Genomic DNA, 19,128 nt, shown 5'->3' on the forward strand with positions numbered 1-19,128 from the left:
GTGCGTGGTACTGCGAACAGCCGGGCGGGACCGGACGGCGGGTTTTCCGTCCGGTCCCCGCAGGCGTCAGGGCCTGTCGTCCAACTGCCGTCGCCGCCCGCAGGGCGGCGGTTCGGCGACAGGCCCTCAGCCGGCGAACCAGCGCTGGGGGCGCGGGTTGAGGTTCTGGTAGATGTGCTTGGACTCGCGGTACTCGGCGAGCCCCGTCGGGCCGAGCTCGCGCCCCGTGCCGGACTTCCCGAAGCCGCCCCACTCGGCCTGCGGCAGGTAGGGGTGGTAGTCGTTGATCCAGACGGTGCCGTGGCGCAGCCGTCCGGCGACCCGGCGGGCCCGGCCCGCGTCGGCCGTCCAGACAGCGCCCGCGAGGCCGTAGTCGGTGTCGTTGGCCAGCGTGATGGCCTCTTCCTCGGTACGGAAGGTCTCGACGGTGAGGATCGGGCCGAAGGTCTCCTCGCGGACCACCCGCATCTCGCGGTGGCAGCCGTCGAGGACGGTCGGCCGGTAGAAGTAACCGCCCTCGGGCCGTACGTCGCTGGGCTCGGGGCGTTCGCCGCCCGCCCGGACGATCGCGCCCTCCTCGCGGGCGGAGGCGACGTACGCCTCGACCTTGGCGAGCTGCTGGGCGGAGACGAGGGGGCCGCACTCGACGCCGTCCAGGGTGCCCCGGCCGAGGCGGATGGCGTCGGCGCGGCGGGCCAGCTCGGTGACGAACCGCTCACTGACGCTGTCCTGGATGATCAGGCGGGCGCCGGCGGAGCAGACCTGGCCGCTGTGGAAGAACGCGGCGTTCAGGGCCTGGTCGACGGCGGTGTCGAAGGCCTCCTCGGTGGCGCAGGCGTCGGCGAAGACCACGTTGGGGTTCTTGCCGCCGAGCTCCAGGGCGACCTTCTTCACGGTCGGCGCGGCGGCCTGGGCCACCTTCGTACCGCTGGCGAGGCCGCCGGTGAAGGAGACCAGGTCGACGTCGGGGTGCTCGGAGAACCGGGCGCCCACCGGGTCGCCCGCGCCGGTGACGAGGTTGGCCACGCCGTCGGGGAGTCCCGCCTCGGAGAGCAGCCGGATCAGGTGGACGGTGGAGAGCGGGGTGACCTCGCTGGGCTTGAGCACGAAGGTGTTGCCGGCGGCGAGGGCCGGGGCGATCTTCCAGCTGGCCTGGAGGAGGGGGTAGTTCCAGGGGGCGATCAGGGCGCAGACGCCGACGGGCTCGTGGACGACGATGCTGTGGATCTCGGGGTCGCCCGCGTCGACGACCCGGCCGCCGCTCTCGTTCATCACGAGGTCGGCGAAGTAGCGGAAGGCGTTGGTGACGTCGTCGACGTCGACCCGGCCCTCTTCGAGGGTCTTGCCGGTGTCGCGGCTCTCGGTGATCGCGATCTCCTCGCGGTCCCGCTGGAGCAGCTCGGCGACCCGGCGCAGCAGCCCGGCCCGCTCGGCGACGGGCTTGTGCGGCCAGGGGCCGTCGTCGAAGGCGCGCCGCGCCGCCGTGATCGCCGCGTCGGCGTCCTCGGTCCCGCCCTCCGCGACGACGGCCAGGACCGTGGCGTCGGCGGGGTCGATGACCTCGCGCGTCGCGCCTGATCCGGCGGCCCGCCAGGTGCCGTCGATGTGGATGGTATTGAGCGCCGACATGTCGATTTTCGCCTTCCGTGCCTGAAATGCCCCCTCCGGTTCGGCCGGGGCGGTGCGCGGTGGACCGGGGTACGGCGCACCAGCAGCCTGGACCCCTCCCCGGTACGGCGGAATGTATGCCGAGAATTTCACTCAGAGTGACGCGGCTCACGTGGGGAGGGTGATGAGGAGGACGATGGGGAGGACGATGAGGGCGAGTGGGAGGGGCTCGGAGAGCCGTCGCGGACGGCGCGCGCCGGCGCCGCCAGACTGCCCGGACGGGCCGCGCCGGGCGGGCCAGGAGCCGCTGGTTGCTGGTTGCTGGTTGCTGGTTGCTGGTTGCTGGTTGCTGGTTGCTGGTTGCTGGTTGCTGGTTGCTGGTTGCCAGGATGGAGCGCGGTGGGCGTCAGCGGTCGGCCGATGATCAGATGCGGGGTCTCCCGGGGCGGCGGACACCGCGCCAGGCGTACGCCTCCCGAGCCGCTCCGGCCTCGTCGCGGACCGGTAGGACGTCGGCGCGGCTCGCCGGACCCGGCGCGATGTCCGGGCGATGGTGGAGCGCGCCCCGTACGTCCTGCCGGTGGGTGCGCTCGCGGCCGAGACCAGGCGGGGCCGCTGCCCCCGGGCGGCGGCGGGGCACCGGAGCGCAGCGCCGCGACCGGCCCGGCGCGCCCCTCGTCCGCACAGCGCGGATGGCACACCCGCACACCCGCACACCCGCCACTCGACCGGGCGGCCGGGCCCGGTGAGCGCGGTGAGCGCGGCACGGGCCCGCCAGGGTCCGCAGGACGTACGGGCCTGGACTCCGCAGGACCATACGGGTCTGGACACGGCGGAGCACGAACCGGAAGGGCGCAGGGTCCAGCGGATCGGCCGCCCGGTCGCCGATCCGGTCCCGCCGGAATCCGGCGACGCGCAGGGCGACCGAGTCGACGCCGGGGCGGGCGTATCGCTCCAGGGAGCGGACGGAGGCGTGGCGGGAGCGGGCCGGCAGCATCGGGTCTGGGGGTGCCGTTCTCCGCGTCGTGCGTCAGGGCAATGTGCCGGAGCCGGTGAAGCGTCCAGCCGTCCAGGTCCTCGACGTCGTCGGGTGAGGCGAGGGGGTTGGCCAGGAGCCTGGTGTTGTCCTCGAAGACCTCCTCAGCGCGGCGGTAGGAGAGCCGGGCCCGCCCGGTCTCCGGGCACACGTCGAGCGTCGGTGTTCACGCCGGGGCCTTGCGGTCGGTGAGGAACAGCGGGCCTCGGGTGCGGCGGGCGATGAGCCGGGGCAGGAGCTGGGCGGTGCCGGACTGCCAGTGAATCCACTCGGTCGCCCCGCCCTTGGCGGTGATCCTGCCGCGCTTGTCCTGCGGGCAGAGGTCTTCCACGTTGAGGCACTGCACCTCGTCGGGCCCGTGCGGCGGACTCGTAGAGCATCTTCCACTGCGTCTTCTCCCGCAGGGCAACGCCGAGGCGCCACAGGGCGGCGATCTGGCTCTCGGCCAGGGCCTCGGTGCGGTCCGGAGGCACCCGCCGCCGCTCGATGCCGAATGCGGGATCGCCTTCGATCCAGCCCTGGCGCTGCCACCAGCCGATCGCCTTGCGCACGATGGACAGCTCCCGGTTGACAGTGTCGGCGTCCATCACGTCCGCCCGCGCCGCCGCCGGCTCAGCCGGCGGCACGATCCGGGCGCGCGGCAGGCGGACCGCGCCCCCGCTCCCGACTTCGGTCACCGGTTCGATCGTCACGGCGTCCCGCCCTTCCGGGCGCTGCCGCAGTAAATGCGTACACCTCGCCCCGGCAGGTCGCGATGATCGCAGTAGGGACTCTGCCGCGGTAAATCCGATATTTACTGCGGCAGTTGTGAATACGCTTCCGCGATCGATCATCTGCCCCAATCCGGTTCTGCTGCGCGGACTTGAGGGGAGGTGGCTGTCAGTGCCCGACGCCGACCAGGCCCGGCGTCAGCGTGTTCGACTGGATCATGCCCCCAGATCCTCCTTCATGGGCAGGCACTCGGTGAGCAGGTCGACGATGTCGCGCCAGGCTCGCTGCGCGTGCTGTGGGTGGTAGCCGACGCCGGGGACCACGGGGTGGTCGACCGGTGGGTGGTGGAAGGCGTGCAAGGCGCCGCCGTAGACCGTGAGGCGCCAGTCGACGCCCGCGGCCTGCATCTCAGCGGTGAACGCGTTCCGTTGCGCGGGCGGCATGATCGGGTCTTCCGACCCGACCCCGGCCCACACCGGGCAGCGAATGCGCGCCGCCTCGCCCGGTCGGCCCGTGGTAGTTGCGTTGACTGTCCCGATCGCGCGCAGGCTGACGCCGTCGCGCCCGAGTTCCAGCCCGACGGCGCCCCCGGTGCCGTAGCCGACGGCGGCGATCCGGTCGGGGTCGGTCCGCGGTTCGGTGCGCAACACGTCGAGCGCCGCATGCCCGATGCCCCGCATCCGGTCGGGATCGGCGAGCAGCGGCAGGCAACGGGCCAGCATCTCCTCGGGGTCGCCCAAATAGCGCCCGCCGTGAAGGTCGAAGGCCAGCGCTACGTATCCCAGCTCGGCGAGAGCATCGGCCCGGCGACGCTCGACGTCGCTGAGCCCCATGCCCTCTGGTCCGAGCAGCACCGCGGGCCGGCGGTCGACACCGGCCGGGAGCGCGAGGTGCCCGATCATCGTCAAACCGTCGGCCGGATACTCGACCGTACGCGTCGTAATCGTCGTCATAGGACTGGACTGTAGTGATGATCGTCGAGCCCGCGCTTGCAGAACATCGTCGCCAGGTCGTCCCGCACCCGGATCCGCGCCTTGTGCGCCAAGGGCGCGACCAGCGCGATCGCTTGACGGGGACGAAGTCCGGCAGCTCCGAGGCATCCGTCGCGTCCGCCTCCCGGCGAAGTCGGTGACCTTCCCCGCGGCGACTCCCCCCATCCACACATCGGTCCCGCCCAGCTCGTCCAGCCATTCCAGACGCTTGGTCAGGTTCTTGAAGTGCGACCAGGTCGGGCCCTTGGCAGGCTTCTTCAGCCGGTTGAACAGCGTCGTCCCGTCGCTGTCACGCTCCTCCAGCAGCCGCATGAGCCCCGCCCGCTGGGCAGCGCTCATGCGGTCGTGGATACCAGTGCAGATCGACGCGTTCACTCGGTGCGGATCTTCGAGGCCATCTTGTCGAAGGTCGAGAACCCGGGCAGCTGAGGTGCCGTCGAGCGGTTGGCAGCGGCCGAGGAGTACGCGGTGGACCGAACGCGGCGGTGACGCGCAGCGTGTAGCCCTGGCCATGCCGTACGGTCACGCCCTGGTCGAGCGCGTCCCGCTCGGCGGGCTTCAGTTCAGCGGCGCGCTCGGGCATAAGTCGGCGACGGCCGTGCGGATGGCACCGTGGCTGACGCAGTGCTTGCGAGCCAGGGCGGTAAGGGAACGGCCCGAACTTCGGGCGCTGGAGCGGGTGGAGGCGGCTGGGAATACCGGATTTTTCCTCGAACGGGATCGAGTCCTCGACCCGGCCGCCCAGGACCAGTCTGCCGGCCAGTCGACTGCTGGTCGGTCGAGACCCGCTTGTAGACCAAGTTCGCCATCGGGGCCCCTCCCGTACGGAGGAGCGGACCCTGTCGGTCGTCAAACCTAGCCATCAATCAGCATCGGATCTGATTGGATCGGCGCTGCCTCGGCGCCCCGGATGGTCCGGGTTCATTGGACACCCGTCGCGCCTGTCGTCATTCGATCGTTTGCGACACCCTGAGCCGGTCAACTAGCTCGGGCAGATTGCGGCCTCGATGTGGGCGAGGTGGGCGGCGAGGATCTCTTCGAACGCAGCGCGGCGATCCGCCCCGAGGGGACGGACGTCGCGGGCGAAGTGGGCCAGAGCCGGGAAGCGTTCGGGGTCGGCGCCCAGAACCGCCACGCGGAACAGCTCCATGCCTTGTTCGTACTCACCGGAGGTGACGGTACTGACCCCGGCCTCGGAGGCGATCAAAGCGGCGATGAGGACCGCGATCCGATGGTAGCGCGCCGGGATCTCCTCGTCGGGCAGCCCCGACGCGCGCAGAGCCTGCAGCACCTCTTCCATGACCAGTCGGGAACCGGTGCCGCTTGATGCGTAGCGTCCCCAGACCGCGGCGAGCTGAGGCTGCTGGCCGAAGGCCTCTCTCACGCGCAGGGCCAGGGATGTGATGCGCTGCTTCCAGTCGCCCTCGGGGCGGTAGCCGTCCATTGCAGCCAGGAGGATCCGGTCAGCGACCGCGCGCAGCAGCTCGGTCTTGCTGCGGAAGTGCCGGTAGAGGCTGGAGGAATCGGTCCCGAGGGTCGCGGCCAGCTTGCGCACGCTGAACGAATCCGCGTCGCTCGTGCGCAGCAGTTCCGCCGCCGTGTCCAGGATCTCTTCGGTTGACCAACGCCTTCGGCCTGCCATCTTGCTCCTCTCGCCAGATCTCAGCCTAACCTATGCACTTGGCGTTGCGCGCACTGCGTGCATAATGAGGGCAAGAGCGTGCCGGGCGGGTCGCCATGCCACTCGTGCCCTGTTGTCCGGGTCAGCGACCGTTGCGGAGCTCACCCCGGGGAAGGCGAAAGGACTAATGACGTGAAGAGCTCACTGGATTGCGCGGCACTGAACGCCGCCATGGGGAACGTCCACCGCGCCGGTATGCCGGGCCTGTTCGCCGAGGTGCGAGACGGCGACCAGGTCTGGCGCGGCGCTGCTGGGGTCGCCGATGTCGCCACCAGTCGTCCCGTCACCGCCAACATGCGGCACCGAGTCGGCAGCATCACCAAGACCTTCACCGCTGCCGCGGTTCTGCAGCAGGTCGAGAGCGGTCAGATCGGTCTCGACACACCGATCGGCCGGCACCTTCCGAAGCTGATTCCCGGAGAACTCGGTGCCGCGATCACGGTCCGGATGCTGATCAACCACACCAGCGGCCTCGCCGAGTATCTCCCGTACGCCTACCCCTCCCTCAAAGCGTTCCCCGCCCTGGCGGACACCGGACCCCAGAGCCTGGACGACCACCGGCTCACGCAGTTCGACCCCGCTGAACTGATCGGGATGGGGGTCACCGCACCTGCCGTCGGCACTCCGGGCGGTGCTCCGGGGGTGTACTCCAACACCAACTACCTGCTCCTTGGCGAACTCCTGGAACAGGTGACCGGCACTACGGCCGAGCGGTACATCACCCAGCACGTCATCGAGCGCGCCGGGCTCCGGGACACCGAACTCCCCGCCGGACCGTACGTGAACGGGCCGCACTCGCAGCTCTACGAGGCGTGGTTCGGCATGATCGACCCACCGCGCGACTACAGCGTCTACGACATGTCATGGGTGGGGCCGTCAGCCTCGCTGATATCGACCGTCACGGACCTCAACCGCTTCTTCGGCATGCTGCTGGCCGGAGAGATCGTCAGTCAGCCGTCGCTGGCGCAGATGCAACGCACCGTCCCGGTCATCTCCCAAGAGGGAAGGACGATCGACTACGGTCTCGGCCTGCACCCGATGGAGGGTCCCGGTCAGGGCACCTTCTGGGGCCATGGCGGCACGGTCTGGGGTAGTGGGGCGCTAGCCATGACCCGTGCCGACGGCAAGCGGCAGATGTCTGTCGCGGTGAACCTGCAGAGGTGGAACAGGCTCGACTCCTCCGGCAAGCCGCAGCACCACCCCATCGACGACGCGCTTGCGGCTCTTTACCGCGTGGCGATGTACGGCTGACCGGGCCGCCTGTTGACCCGTCGGCTGCTCTCATCCCTCTTCGTCCTCGTCGAGACCGCCCGCACCAGGGTCGCGCAGCGGGGCGCAGCCCGCCGTCGACCGGGATGGAGGCGCGGAAGCGGTGGCGGCCGAGCACGTTGAGTTGCACCTGCTTGAGCGGGGAGACGCGGGCGACGTCCTCGTCCAGGACGTCGCGCTCGCGGTGCCGACGTGTTCTTGTCGGAGCCCACTGTCCACGTTGACGAGCGAGGACCGCTCCGGTAGCTCCGCCGCGTCCACGAAACTCGAACCACTGACCCCGCCCGGTCCTTCACGCAGTCGAGCAGTCGATCAGGGGCAGCCCATCGACCAGGACCCGCGCGAGGTCCGGTGCTGAACCAGGCCGTGCCGGCAGAGTGATTCGGGCGATTCGCCAACGCCGCGAGGCGTCGTGCCAGACGTCGTGAAGCCCCCGGCCATGATCGACGAGGCACCGACAAGACATCGACGAGACACCCCGGAGCGGTGCGGCGCGAGCGCCAGGAACCCCGGTCCCGATGGCGTACGCCCCTCCCCCGGCCCACCGGCTCTGCTGTCAGCCCAGGAGGACCGGGAAGGCGGCCAGGTCGTTCTGCGTCATCACCGGAAGGTTGATGATCTCCTCGTCCGGGATGGCGAGGCGGAGTCCGGGGAAGCGGGCGAACAGGGCGGGCAGCGCGATGCCCGCCTCAAGGCGCGACAGAGCCGCGCCGGGGCAGATGTGCGGGCCGTGGCCGAAGGTCATGTGGCGGCCCCGCGTCGGCCGGGTGATGTCGAAGACGTCGGCGTCGGGGCCGTGCTGCTCGGGGTCGCGGCCGATGGCCCGGTAGGAGATGACGACTCCTTCGCCCTTCCGGATCACGCCGTCGCCGACGGCGATGTCCTCGGTGGCGAACCGCATCAGCAGGTGGGTGGTGGGGGTGTCCCAGCGCAGCGTCTCCTCGATCACCGCGTCCCAGCCGGCCTCCCCCGCGAGCACCGTGCGCAGCTGGTCGGGGTGGGAAAGCAGCGCGCGCACAGCGTTGAGGATGAGACCGATGGTGGTCTCGTGCCCGGCGGCGACCATGGCCTTGAGGTTGCCGACCACCTCCTCCTCGGTGAGCGGCTCGCCACCCTCCTCGGCCAGGAGCAGCGCACTGGTGAGGTCGTCCGTGGGCCGGGCGGCCCTCTCCCGTACGAGGTCGGTGTAGAAGACGTCCAACTCTGCCAGCAGCGCCAGGCGTTCGTCCTGCGGGGTGAGCATGGAGAAGAACGCCTTGTACTGCTGGGTGAGCATGGCGTGCCGGGACTCGTCGACGCCCATGAGCATGCCGACGACCCGCATCGGCAGCGGCTGGGCGAACACCGCCTTCAGGTCGACGACCCCGTCCTCACCCCGCGCGGCGTCGAGGGCGTCCAGCAGTTCCTCGGTGAACTTCTCGATCTCGGGGCGGATCGCCTCCAGCCGGCGCGGGGTGAGCGCCTGCGAGGTCTTGGTGCGCAGCCGCCGGTGCTCGGGCCCGTCGACGGTGAACATGGAACGTCCGGCGTCGATCATGCCGATCAGCGGCCATGCGTGCGTGACCTCCCCGCTCCGCCACAGCGCCCAGGCGTCGATGTCCTTCACCAGCCGCGGGTCGACCAGGAGTTGGCGTGCCTCGGCGTGCCGGGTGACCGTCCAGGCCGGAACGCCGAGCAGGTCGATCCGGGCGAGGACCCCGGCGTCGCGCAGCCGTGCGGTCTCGCCGTCCAGATCCTGGACCATGGGGTCGATGGTGACGGTCCCGGCGCTCCGGTCTGCCGGTGCGGCTTCGGCGTGCGGGCAGTTCACAACGCGTCTCCTGTCGTACGTACGGGGGTGAAGCGGACGGGCAGCGCGGTCATCCCGCGCAGGAAGGCGGACGGCCGGCGGACCAGTTCGGCTGCGGGGACGGCCAGTTCGAGGTCGGGCAGCCGGTCCAGCAGCACCTCGATGCCGGTACGGGCGATGATCTCGGCGATCTCCTGGGCGGGGAAGGGGCAGCGGTACTCGCCGTGGCTGAACGCCAGGTGCGCGTGGTTGCCGCCCTGCCCGGAGCGGACGGCGGAGGCGGTGACCTGCTGCCGGATGTGGGGGTCGGCGTTGGCCGCGCCGAGGCCGAGGAGCAGCAGGTCGCCGCGGGCGATGTCCCGTCCGCCGAGCCGGGCGTCGCGCGCGGCCCACCGACCGGCCAGGATCTGGGTGGGGCCGTCCTCCCAGAGCACTTCGTTCATGGCCTCGGCGACACTGTGCCGGCCGCCGGACAGGGCGTCGGCGAACTGGTCCTCGGTGAGCATCAGCCGGGTGGAGTTGCCGATCCAGTCGGCGGTGGTCAGGTGCCCGGCCGCCGTGATGGCCATCAGGTCGAGCGCGTACTCCTCGTCGGTGAAGGGTTCGGGGTGGGCGAGCATCCGGGAGGTCACGTCGTCCCCGGGCCGCGCCCGCTTGGCCGCGACGAGCCGGTGCATGTGCTCGCCGAAGCGCAGGTGCGCCTTCTGGGCCCCGGGCCCGCCGTCGGCGAGGTCCTTGAGCACCCGGGCGATATCGGCGCCTTCGTCGTCGGGGAAGCCGACGAGCCGGGCGAGTACGAGGACGGGCAGCGGCTCGGCGAACTCGGCGACGAGGTCGGCGGTGCCCCGGCTGCACACGGCGTCGATGAGCCGGTCGGCCAGCTGTTCGCAGTGCTTCCGGATCTCGAAGGGGTCGGCTCCTTCGAGGGCCGGTACGACCATGTCGGCGTGCCGGCGGTGCTCGGCCCCGGCGGTGAAGTAGATGGACGGCATGGGCGTCCCCACCATGGGCAGCAGCGGCCAGTCGGCGGGGATGTTCTGCCACTGGTTCCACAGCGAGACGTCCCGGGGGTACAGCTCCCCGTCGCTGGTGACCTGGTGGAGCTCCCGGTAGCCGATCACCAGCCAGGCGGGAAAGCCGCCGGGCAGCTCGACCGGGACGACGGGCCCGTGCTCGTGCCGCATGGACCGGTAGAGCACCTGCGGTTCGGTGGGGAAGCCGGGGCCGCCGAGCACGACGGCCCCCGTACCGGCGCCCATGGGGCAGCCTCCGCCTGCACCGGCCGTGGACGCGGGCGTGGCGGACGAGGGGTTCGTCATCGTACGGACTCCAGTGGCGGCGGCTTCGCGCGTTGTGACCATACGATCAACGCGGCACCACTATAAGGAGGTTGCGTGAGCCGCTGGAGCCCTTCCCGCTCATTTCCGCCCGATCTCCGAGCGATTCGGTCTCGCTTTCCCTCTTTACCCCTATGACATCTGCACACCTTTGATCACAAGGCCGACAGCGGCGGGGTGAACGCCACGTGGACGCTCCACCGTCCGGTGCGGACCGTCAGGCCGTCCGTCAGGTCCTTCGACCGCTCCAGGTCGGTCAGCCACAGATTGACGGCCGAGCCCAGGAGCACCGGATCGAGCGCGGGCCGCCGGGCGCCCCAGGCGCGTCCGGCGCGGGCCTCCAGCTGCCGCCCGCCGCGCAGCTGGACGAGACAGCGGGTCTCGTCCAGCCGGGCGACCAGCACGTTGAGGTTCTCGTGACGCAGGGCCGCGTCCGCGATCCAGTCGAGCGCGGCCACCTCCGCGTCCGCGACCGTACGGGCCAGCACCTCCGCGGCGTGCGGCCAGTGGGGGTGGTTCTCCTCGGTGGTGACGGCGTAGAAACCAAGAGCCCGCGTGTGGTAGCCCGCGACAAGAGGGCGCCGCTGGACCTCGACGGTGCCCCACGCATCGTGGGTCCCCGTCACGTCGTACGCCGTGACCGGTGCCCGGCGCACCGGTTCGGGTGCCGGTACGGCAACGGGCCGCGGCGCCTCCCGGGGCACCCGGACCCCGCGCCGGGCGAGGAACGCGTACATCCGGGCCCGCGTCACCTCACCGGAGGTGTCGACCGACGCGAGCTGCCCGTCGACCACGGGCCTCAGTGCTGCCGGGTCGTGCCGGCGCGCCGCGTCCAGCAGCTGCGCGTGGACATCCCCGTCGGGATCCAGCCGCGGCGCGCCCCGTCCGAACGCGGCGGCGGGAGAAAGGGGGTCCAGCTCGTCGAGGCCGGTGGCCGCGAGCATCGTGACGCGGTCCGCGGCAGCCGAGTAGAACGAGGTACTGCCGTGATCGCCGACCACCCAGTCGCTGGCCACCACGGCGGCCCGCCAGCCCTCCTGAGGCGGAATGATCATGAGCCCGGCGTCCATCGCGGCGCCGAGCCGCTCCAGCACTCCGGCGCGGGTGTGCCGGGCCCACACGTTGGGGTGGAAGACGGCCGCGACGGCGAACTCGTCGGCCGGGAGCGAGGTGACCAGCCGCAACGGCAGCTCCGGATGCCGCCCGAGCAGCGAGTGCTCGCTCCAGGTGGAGTGGATGACGACCAGCCGCCGCCCGTCGACCGCGCCGAGCCCGGAGCGGTACCGGTCCCGGTGGGGCATGCTCGCGATGATGCGCTGGAAGCACCAGTCGCCGACGGTCAGGGCGTACGGCACCGCCTCGGGACAGGTCTCGGCGAGCCGGTCGATCTGCCCCTGGTGGGAGACGCCGATCGCCTTCGGTACCACCTTCCCGCGCCACATCAGCTCCCGCCGCGACAGCCCGGCGGGGGCGAGGGCGTCGCCTGTCGACTCGGTGACGAGGCGGTTGTACCCGGCGCCGTGCGGCAGCACCATCAGCGGGGCGTCGAGCCGGCGCATCGTCGGATGCACCGAACAGCTCACGGCCAGGTCGAAGGAGCGCCGGGTCGCCTCCTCCCAGCTCAGCACATGGATCCCGAGGCCGGACAGATAGGAGTCGAGTCCGTCCGCGAACGCCGATCCCGGATTGACCGTGTAGTACTTCTCGATGCCGTCCTCGCTCCGCAGCAGATGCATCACGTCCATCACCCGGGTGGCGGACGTGAGCGTCCGGGCCACTCCGAGCACCTCGGCCCTCGGCGGATCCCAGGTGTTCCAGCGGGACGGGGCCGACCGGCCGGAACGACGGAACCAGCTGGACGGGCGGCTCAGCAGCGATGACACCGAGGACAACATGGCTCCGGGAAGATGGAGAGGAAAGGAAGAAGGAAAGGAACGAGGACGGGAGGGTAAGGGGACCGGCGAGTGGAGGGCGGGGTTGGCGGGACGGCAGGACAGCGGGACTCCGGCCGACCCACCAGAACCGGCCCGGCCGGAGTACCGAGGGCCGGAGTGCCGGAGCGGGGCCGGAGGGCCGAGGGCCGGATGCTGGAGTACCGGGGCCGGAGTACCGGGGCCGGAGTACCGGGGCCCTGGTGTCAGCCCGTGCCGTCCCGTGGCGTCAGCCCCATCAGCCCGTGCCGTCCGGTGGCTTCAGGCCCATCGCCTGCCGCAGCGCCCGCAGTTTCTCCTCGCACGCGGCCCGCAGTGGCTCGTCCTCGGTCCGATCGGCCAGCGAGACCAGCAGGGCGAGCGCCTGGTCGAGCTTGGCCAGCTGCTTGAGTTCCGCGGAGCCTTCGGCCGCGGAGCCCGCCGCGGCCACCGCCCGGCCCAGCTCCCCGAGTCCGGCGAAGGCGCGGGCCCGGACCAGGTCGATCCTCGGCAGCATGGGGTCGTCGCCGGTGACCCGGGCGACGCCGGCGGCTTCGTCCAGTACGCCGAGAGCCGCGGCCCACTGCCCACCTGCCACCAGCGCCTGCCCGACGTTGTAGCTCTGCACGACGACGCCGTGCGCGTCCGGCACCGCCCGGTTGGCCTCCAGCGCTCGTTCGAACAGCTCCCGGGCCTCTCCCGGCCGGTCGCGAGCCAGCGCGATCAGACCGCGGGTCTCCCACACGACGCCGCTCAGCCGTGGGTCAGCGGCCAGGCCGAGCAGGTCCGTGGCGGCGGCCAGTTCGGCGTCCGCGTGGTCGAGGTCGCCCTGCTCGTACGCGGCACGGGCGACCTGGTTCCGCATCCGGATCTCCACGTCGGAACGGGCCTCGTGCTGGGCCGCCTCGATGCCCAGCCGGCCGGTCGCGACACAGTCGGCGAGGTGTTTACGGCTGTGGTAGAGCGCCCACAGCGACTCGCACAGCCGCCACACGTCCTCGTACCACTCGTGCTCCGCAGCGGTGCGGACGATGTTCTCCAGGTTGACGCGTTCGGCGTCCAGCCAGTCCAGCGCGTCCGGCCGGCCCACGAACAGCGGTTCCCTCGCGGAGAGTTCGGCCAGGGTCCGGCCCGGCGGCGGTTGGATCCTGAACCGGTCACCGAGCACCAGCGCGTCCGCGTGCGCCGCCGAGTCCCGGTAGAAGTCCACGGCGAGCCGCAGGACGGACCGCCGCCTGTCCTCGGGCAGCGCCCGCGCACGCAGCCGGGCGTGGGCCCGCACCACATCGTGCAGCCGGCAGCGGCGGGGCCGGTCCGGCGACTCCACCAGGACCGCGAGCCGGGACGAGACGAGTTCGCCGAGCGCGTCGTCGACCCGGACGGCGCCCGTGGCCCGCAGCAGATCCGTCGTCACCGTCGTGCCGGGCAGGATACCGAGGAGGTCGTAGAGATGCCGGGTGTGCTCGGACACCTCGGCGACCACCGAGTCCAGTACGGTGTCGACCGCCTCGCCCACGCCGCCCTCCCGAGGTCCCCCACTCGCGCCCATGGCCGCTCCCCTCGCCCCCTGCACGCCGACGCCGTCGCCGTCCGTGTCGTACCGCCCGGCGGCCGTCAGATCACGCACCACGTCGTCGAGGGTCAGATGCGGCCGCGCCGCCAGCCACTCCACCGCGGCCCGCAGCGCCAAAGGGTGCCCCGCGCACAGCCGTACGACGTCCGCGGCCGTCTCCTCGTCGGCGTCCGCATGCCAGCGGCGTACGAGCTCGGTCCCCGCCGCCTCGTCGAGCGGCTCGACGCCGATCACAACGGCCCCGTCCATCAGCAGCGACGGCAGGGCCCGGCGGCCGGTCACCACCAGCAGCCCCTTCGGTGGCACGAGCGCCCGGACCTCCGGAGCGTGCTGGGCGTTGTCCACCACCACGAGCAGCCGCTTGCGGGCGGCGACGCTGCGGTAGAGAGCCGTGCATTCGGCGAGTCCGCCGGGCACGTAGTCCTTACTGACCCCGAGGGCGCGCAGGAACCGGCCGAGGACGGCGGCGAGATCGACCGCACCGTCCCGGCGGAGGTCCTCCAGGTCGACGTAGAGCCGCCCCTCCGGGAAGAGCTCCTTCAGCTCCCGTCCCACGCTCTGGGCGACGAGCTGCGTCTTGCCGACCCCGCCGACACCGACCACCAGCAGCATCCCCGGCTCCGGTTCGGCGGCCAGGGCCACGGCGGCGTCCCGCAGACCGGCGAGCTCCTTCGTCCGGTTGACGAACACCCTGCTGGGCGGGGGTCCCTGGCTCGGCGGGACGTCGGGCGCCCTGTCCGGCATCCGCAGGCCCTCGATGTGCCGCGCCATCAGGACGGGCCCCACGATGACGGCGTCCCCCGACACCGTGTTGTACGTCGCTCCGCCGCCGTCGGTACCGAGGCTGTTCAACCCGTCTCCTTCCGCCGGTGCGGCCACCTCGCAGGTGAACACGCCGGTTCCCTTCCCGGCTTCCGTGTTCCGGAACCCGCCCCGGCCTCGCACTGTAGTCCCGCCGCTCTACGATCGGGGGTGTGTGCGCAGACGTCATAGTTGCCGAGGACGACGAGAAGCAGGCCGAGCTCGTACGCCGCTATCTGGAACGGGAAGGACACGCCGTACGGATCGTGGGCGACGGCCTCGCCGCGCTCGACGCCGTCCGGCACCAGGAGCCCGACCTGCTCGTGCTCGATGTGATGATGCCCCGGGCCGACGGCCTGGACGTGGTGCGGGTGCTGCGGGCCGAAAGCCGCGAGCTGCCGGTGCTGATGCTGACCGCCCGCTCGACCGAGGACGATCTCCTGCTCGGTCTCGACCTCGGCGCCGACGACTACATGACCAAGCCCTACAGTCCGCGCGAGCTGATGGCCCGCGTCCGCACCCTGCTGCGGCGGACCCGGCGGCCCGTCTCCCCGGAGCCGGTGGCGGCCGAGGACCCCGTCCTGCGGGTCGGCGCCCTCGTGGTCGACCCGGAGCGGCACGAGGTGTCGGTGGGCGGCGGGACGGTGGAGTGCACCCCGGGCGAGTTCCGGATCCTGGCGGCCCTGGCGGCGGCACCGGACCGGGTGTTCAGCCGTCAGCGGCTGCTGGAGGAACTCCACGGGTTCGACCGCTACATCAGCGCCCGGACCGTCGATGTGCACGTCATGAACCTGCGGAAGAAGATCGAGCGGGCCCCACGGCGGCCGGAGCGGCTGCTCACCGTCTTCGGCGTCGGCTACAAGCTCACCGACCCGGCGAAGGCCACCCGGAGTGCGTAGGGCGCGCGGCGGGGACGGCACCGGAAGTGGGGGCCGAAGCGGGGGCGGCGGTAGGCGTGAGTCGGCGGACCGGGCGCGGCTGCCGCTGCGTCGGAGCCTGCTGGGGCGGCTGCTCGCCGTTTCGGCGCTGGTGGCCGCGTGTTCGGTGGCGGCCACCGCCTGGATCGCCGTGCAGACCACATCGGGCGCGATCAAGCAGGAGCAGGGGCAGAACCTCACCGCGGACGCCCGGATCTACGACACCCTGCTGGACTACGCCGCCCGCAACCCGACCTGGGACGGGGTCGGTGCGACGGTGCGGGAGCTGGCCCGGGAGTCGGGCCGCCGGGTCGCCCTCACCACGCAGAGCCGGCAGCCGCTCGCCGACTCCGCCACCGGGGAGAGTGCCCCGGCGCTCCCGCCGCAGGCGTCCGCCGTGGTCGACCCGTTGTCCGTGGACACCGTCCTGGCGGCGCGCGGCGCCGACGGGCAGGGCACGGCGGCCGACCGGATCGATCCCCGGGCGGTGGGGCCGTTCCGGCTGTCGGCCGCCGACAGCACGGCGTTGCGGCGGACCGCCGACGCGAAGGTGGAATGCCTGAACCGGGCGGGGATCGCCTCGGACGTGGTGGTCGGCGCGAGCGGCCGCCCCCGGGTGCAGATCGTGGGCAACGATCCCGAACGCGCGCTGAGCACCCGTTGCGATCTCGCCGCGCTGGACACACCCACCCGTTCGGAACAGAAGGCGCTCGACGCGCTCACCGAGCTGGCCGACGCCTGCCTGAAACGCCAGGGCCGCGAGGGCGTACGGCTGAACAGCGATCTGTCCTGGGGCGATCCGGACGGGCCCATACCCAGCGAAACCGGGCCGCTGGTGCCGCTGCCCGCGCCGGAGCCGCGCGACGCCCCGGTGAAGGAGACCGCGCCGTCCGTCGTGACGCCGGAGCGCACCGGGGAGAACGACCGGGCCATCGCGTCCTGTGTGGGAACGGCCCGAAGCGAACAGCTCAGCTCGTACGTGGCCTCCCCCGCCCTCCTCTTCATCGGCGACGAGGGCGGCGCGACGCTGCCCGGCTTCGACCTCTCCCCCGCGAACACGGCCAGGATCGCCGGCGCGGCGGCGCTCGTGCTGGCCCTCACCGTGGGCGCTTCGGTGTTCGCCGGGGCCCGGCTGGTGCGGCCGCTGCACGCGCTGACCGGTGCCGCGCAGCGCATGCGGGACGGGGAGCAGCCGGCGTCGGTGCCCGTCCACGGGGACGACGAGGTCGGGCGGCTGGCCGCGGCGTTCAACGACATGTCCGCGCACCGGGCCCGGCTGGAGGAGCAGCGCAAGGCGATGGTGAGCGACGTCGCCCATGAGCTGCGCACCCCGCTGAGCAACATCCGGGGCTGGCTGGAAGCCGCCCAGGACGGACTCGCCGACCCGGACCCGGCGTTCGTCTCCTCGTTGCTGGAGGAGGCCGTGCTGCTCCAGCACATCATCGACGACCTCCAGGACCTGGCCGCAGCCGACGCCGGGGTGCTGCGGCTGCATCCCGAACCCGTCGAGGCCCCGGAGCTGCTGAGCCAGGTCGCCGCCGCCCACCAGGCGCGGGCCGAGAGCGCGGGCGTCACCCTCGCCGTCGCGGCCACCGCTCCGGCCCCGGCCCCGCATACGGATCCGGCCCTCCACACGGACCCGGTACTGCTCGCGGACCCGGTCAGACTCCGGCAGGCGGTGGGCAACCTGGTGTCCAACGCCGTACGGCACACAGCGGAGGGCGGGCGGGTGACCCTGCGTGCGTACGTCTCCGGCCCCTCCGGCTCCGGCGAGGGTGGTGACGGGACGGTGGTGATCGAGGTGAAGGACACCGGCTCCGGCATCCCGGCCGAGGATCTCCCGCACGTCTTCGACCGGTTCTGGCGCGCCGAGAAGTCCCGCAGCCGCCGCACGGGAGGCAGCGGCCTGGGCCTGGCCATCGTCCGCAAACTGGTCGAGGCCCATGGCGGCACGGTGGACGCGACGAGCACCGAGGGCGAGGGCTCGACCTTCGTCCTGCGGCTGCCCGGAACGACACCGTCCGGCCCCTGCCCCTGCCCCTGCCCCTGATGGGATGACCACAGCGTTCTGACAGCTTCTTCATATCTCCACGCCAGCCTGGCGGCATGCCCCGTCCCCGGTGCGAACCCGCATCCGGGACCGTCACGGGGCCGAGTATGGAATGGAGCCATCCGTATGACCGCTTTCACCTCTCGCCTCACCCTGCGTGCCGCCGTCCTCGCCGCTGTCGCGGCCGGTGCGGTGCTCGTCCCGTCCGCCGCCGCCTTCGCCGACGCCTCCCCGAAGCCGTCCGAGCCCGCCGTCGTCGACCTGTCCCGGAGCGAGGCCGCCAAGGACGCCCCGAAGGAAGCCGCCCGGCCGGCGGTGACCCCGCGCGGCGGCGTGGCAGCCGGCGAGGGCCCGGCACCCGCAGCGAAGGAAGCCGCCCCGGCGGTGACTCCGCGCGGCGGCGTGGCGGCCGGCGAGGGCCCCGCGCCCGCAGCGAAGGAAGCCGCCCCGGCAGTGACCCCGCGCGGCGGTGTCGCGGCCGGTGAACGTCCCGCCGGGAGCGGTGACAACAGCACCACCGTGCTGGCCGGTTCGGTGGCCGGGGCCGCGCTGCTCGCGGGCGCGGGCACGCTCGTGCTGCGCCGCCGCTCGGCGGCCGGGCACAACGCCTGACCCGCACCGCTCACCACCACTGACCGTGGCGCCGCCCCGCACCGGGGCGGCGCCACGCCCGCTCGCCCGGCCCCTCACCACCCGGCCCCCGCCCCGACTCCGGAGTCCTCTGTGCCGTCCCGTACGCCCCACCGTTTCCGGCGGACCGCCGCCCTGCTGACCGCCGTCGCGGCCTGCGTCGCCCTGGCCGGATGCTCGTCCGGCGAACCCTCCGCGTCCTCCTCCGGCGCCACTTCGGCGCAGGACAAGTCGCACTCCAAATCGACCGAGCCGCCCAGGACCGACCAGCAGGACCAACAGGACCGGCAGGATCAACTGGGCCAACAGGACCAGCCGGCCCCCACCCAGGTCTCCATCCCCTCGATCGGCGTCAAGAGCACCCTCATGGAGCTGGGGCTCAACGCGGACGGCACGGTCGAGGTCCCGCCCGCGGAGAAGGGCATGACGGCCGGCTGGTACAGCGGCGGGTCCGCGCCCGGCGCACCCGGGCCGGCCGTGCTGATCGGCCACAACGACACCCGCTTCGGCCGGGCCGTCTTCCACGACCTCAAGAACATCCGCAAGGGCGCCGAGGTACTGGTCCGCGACGGGGCGGGAAAAACCCTGCGCTTCACGGTCACGGGTAAAGAAGCGGTCAGCAAGCAGGCGTTCCCCACCGAGAAGGTCTACGGCCCGACGAAGGGCAGCACGCTGCGGCTCATCACCTGCGACGGGGAGTTCGACGCGGAAGGCCATACGGTCGACAACCTCATCGTGTACGGCGCTCTCGACTGAGAGTCGGCGCCCCTGACCGGGAATCCGGATGGCAGCCGACCGGACAGACTCGTGCCACCCGAAGTCTA

General features: G+C 72.1%; 14 protein-coding genes. 5 read left to right on the top strand and 9 right to left on the bottom strand.

Annotated features, from left to right (window positions below):
* Positions 1-126: 126 nt before the first annotated feature.
* The 5 genes from ACGF2Y_RS25655 to ACGF2Y_RS25675 all read right to left on the bottom strand — a co-directional run bounded on the left by ACGF2Y_RS25655 (position 127) and on the right by ACGF2Y_RS25675 (position 5,989).
* Complete coding sequence (locus tag ACGF2Y_RS25655; RefSeq protein WP_392951798.1) at positions 127-1,629, bottom strand: aldehyde dehydrogenase family protein; 1,503 nt, start codon at positions 1,627-1,629, stop codon at positions 127-129.
* A 403-nt stretch (positions 1,630-2,032) separates the two neighbouring features.
* On the bottom strand, positions 2,033-2,605 hold the full coding sequence (locus tag ACGF2Y_RS25660) for a hypothetical protein (RefSeq protein ID WP_392951800.1): 573 nt from the start codon (positions 2,603-2,605) through the stop codon (positions 2,033-2,035).
* A 205-nt stretch (positions 2,606-2,810) separates the two neighbouring features.
* Positions 2,811-2,975 carry a hypothetical protein gene (locus ACGF2Y_RS25665; RefSeq protein ID WP_392951803.1) on the bottom strand — a complete coding sequence of 55 codons (165 nt, stop codon included), beginning with the start codon at positions 2,973-2,975 and terminating at the stop codon, positions 2,811-2,813.
* A 595-nt stretch (positions 2,976-3,570) separates the two neighbouring features.
* The gene (locus ACGF2Y_RS25670) at positions 3,571-4,308 is read right to left on the bottom strand and encodes a dienelactone hydrolase family protein (RefSeq protein ID WP_392951952.1); all 738 of its coding nucleotides are present in this window, start codon (positions 4,306-4,308) and stop codon (positions 3,571-3,573) included.
* Positions 4,309-5,329: 1,021 nt separating this feature from the next.
* Complete coding sequence (locus ACGF2Y_RS25675; RefSeq protein WP_392951805.1) at positions 5,330-5,989, bottom strand: TetR/AcrR family transcriptional regulator; 660 nt, start codon at positions 5,987-5,989, stop codon at positions 5,330-5,332.
* 210 nt (positions 5,990-6,199) lie between these two features.
* On the opposite strand from ACGF2Y_RS25675, the gene ACGF2Y_RS25680 reads away from it, so the two are divergent.
* Positions 6,200-7,279, top strand: coding sequence for a serine hydrolase domain-containing protein (locus ACGF2Y_RS25680; RefSeq protein WP_392951955.1), 1,080 nt, complete (start codon positions 6,200-6,202; stop codon positions 7,277-7,279).
* 574 nt (positions 7,280-7,853) lie between these two features.
* Here the strand turns inward: ACGF2Y_RS25680 and ACGF2Y_RS25685 are convergent.
* The 4 genes from ACGF2Y_RS25685 to ACGF2Y_RS25700 form a co-directional block, all read right to left on the bottom strand.
* Positions 7,854-9,107: a cytochrome P450 gene (locus ACGF2Y_RS25685; RefSeq protein ID WP_392951808.1), complete on the bottom strand. Its 1,254-nt coding sequence runs from the start codon at positions 9,105-9,107 to the stop codon at positions 7,854-7,856.
* Entirely contained in the window at positions 9,104-10,405 is a 1,302-nt protein-coding gene (locus ACGF2Y_RS25690; protein WP_392951811.1) for a cytochrome P450, read from the bottom strand. The genes ACGF2Y_RS25685 and ACGF2Y_RS25690 overlap by 4 nt, the downstream gene beginning before the upstream one ends.
* 173 nt (positions 10,406-10,578) lie before the next feature.
* Positions 10,579-12,318, bottom strand: a complete 1,740-nt coding sequence (locus tag ACGF2Y_RS25695) for a hypothetical protein (RefSeq protein ID WP_392951814.1) — start codon at positions 12,316-12,318, stop codon at positions 10,579-10,581.
* A 274-nt stretch (positions 12,319-12,592) separates the two neighbouring features.
* The gene (locus tag ACGF2Y_RS25700; protein WP_392951817.1) at positions 12,593-14,758 is read right to left on the bottom strand and encodes a regulator; all 2,166 of its coding nucleotides are present in this window, start codon (positions 14,756-14,758) and stop codon (positions 12,593-12,595) included.
* A gap of 122 nt (positions 14,759-14,880) precedes the next feature.
* Between ACGF2Y_RS25700 and ACGF2Y_RS25705 the strand changes: the two genes are divergently transcribed.
* The 4 genes from ACGF2Y_RS25705 to ACGF2Y_RS25720 all read left to right on the top strand — a co-directional run bounded on the left by ACGF2Y_RS25705 (position 14,881) and on the right by ACGF2Y_RS25720 (position 19,060).
* Positions 14,881-15,606 carry a response regulator transcription factor gene (locus ACGF2Y_RS25705; RefSeq protein ID WP_392951819.1) on the top strand — a complete coding sequence of 242 codons (726 nt, stop codon included), beginning with the start codon at positions 14,881-14,883 and terminating at the stop codon, positions 15,604-15,606.
* A complete protein-coding gene (locus tag ACGF2Y_RS25710; protein WP_392951822.1) occupies positions 15,599-17,674 on the top strand; it encodes a sensor histidine kinase in 2,076 nt (691 codons plus the stop codon). The genes ACGF2Y_RS25705 and ACGF2Y_RS25710 overlap by 8 nt, the downstream gene beginning before the upstream one ends.
* Before the next feature lie 126 nt (positions 17,675-17,800).
* Positions 17,801-18,286: a hypothetical protein gene (locus ACGF2Y_RS25715; RefSeq protein WP_392951825.1), complete on the top strand. Its 486-nt coding sequence runs from the start codon at positions 17,801-17,803 to the stop codon at positions 18,284-18,286.
* A gap of 111 nt (positions 18,287-18,397) precedes the next feature.
* Positions 18,398-19,060, top strand: coding sequence for a class F sortase (locus tag ACGF2Y_RS25720; RefSeq protein WP_392951828.1), 663 nt, complete (start codon positions 18,398-18,400; stop codon positions 19,058-19,060).
* Positions 19,061-19,128 lie beyond the last annotated feature (68 nt).

The organism is Streptomyces sp. NPDC048142 (assembly GCF_043202835.1).
GTDB lineage: Bacteria > Actinomycetota > Actinomycetes > Streptomycetales > Streptomycetaceae > Streptomyces.

What these genes read in the sequence shown, in the direction of transcription:
- ACGF2Y_RS25695 (WP_392951814.1), bottom strand. Translation starts at nt 12,318, where the DNA reads ATGTTGTCCTCGGTGTCATCGCTGCTGAGCCGCCCGTCCAGCTGGTTC.
- ACGF2Y_RS25660 (WP_392951800.1), bottom strand. Translation starts at nt 2,605, where the DNA reads ATGCTGCCGGCCCGCTCCCGCCACGCCTCCGTCCGCTCCCTGGAGCGA.
- ACGF2Y_RS25670 (WP_392951952.1), bottom strand. Translation starts at nt 4,308, where the DNA reads ATGACGACGATTACGACGCGTACGGTCGAGTATCCGGCCGACGGTTTG.
- ACGF2Y_RS25655 (WP_392951798.1), bottom strand. Translation starts at nt 1,629, where the DNA reads ATGTCGGCGCTCAATACCATCCACATCGACGGCACCTGGCGGGCCGCC.
- ACGF2Y_RS25690 (WP_392951811.1), bottom strand. Translation starts at nt 10,405, where the DNA reads ATGACGAACCCCTCGTCCGCCACGCCCGCGTCCACGGCCGGTGCAGGC.
- ACGF2Y_RS25715 (WP_392951825.1), top strand. Translation starts at nt 17,801, where the DNA reads ATGACCGCTTTCACCTCTCGCCTCACCCTGCGTGCCGCCGTCCTCGCC.
- ACGF2Y_RS25680 (WP_392951955.1), top strand. Translation starts at nt 6,200, where the DNA reads ATGGGGAACGTCCACCGCGCCGGTATGCCGGGCCTGTTCGCCGAGGTG.
- ACGF2Y_RS25675 (WP_392951805.1), bottom strand. Translation starts at nt 5,989, where the DNA reads ATGGCAGGCCGAAGGCGTTGGTCAACCGAAGAGATCCTGGACACGGCG.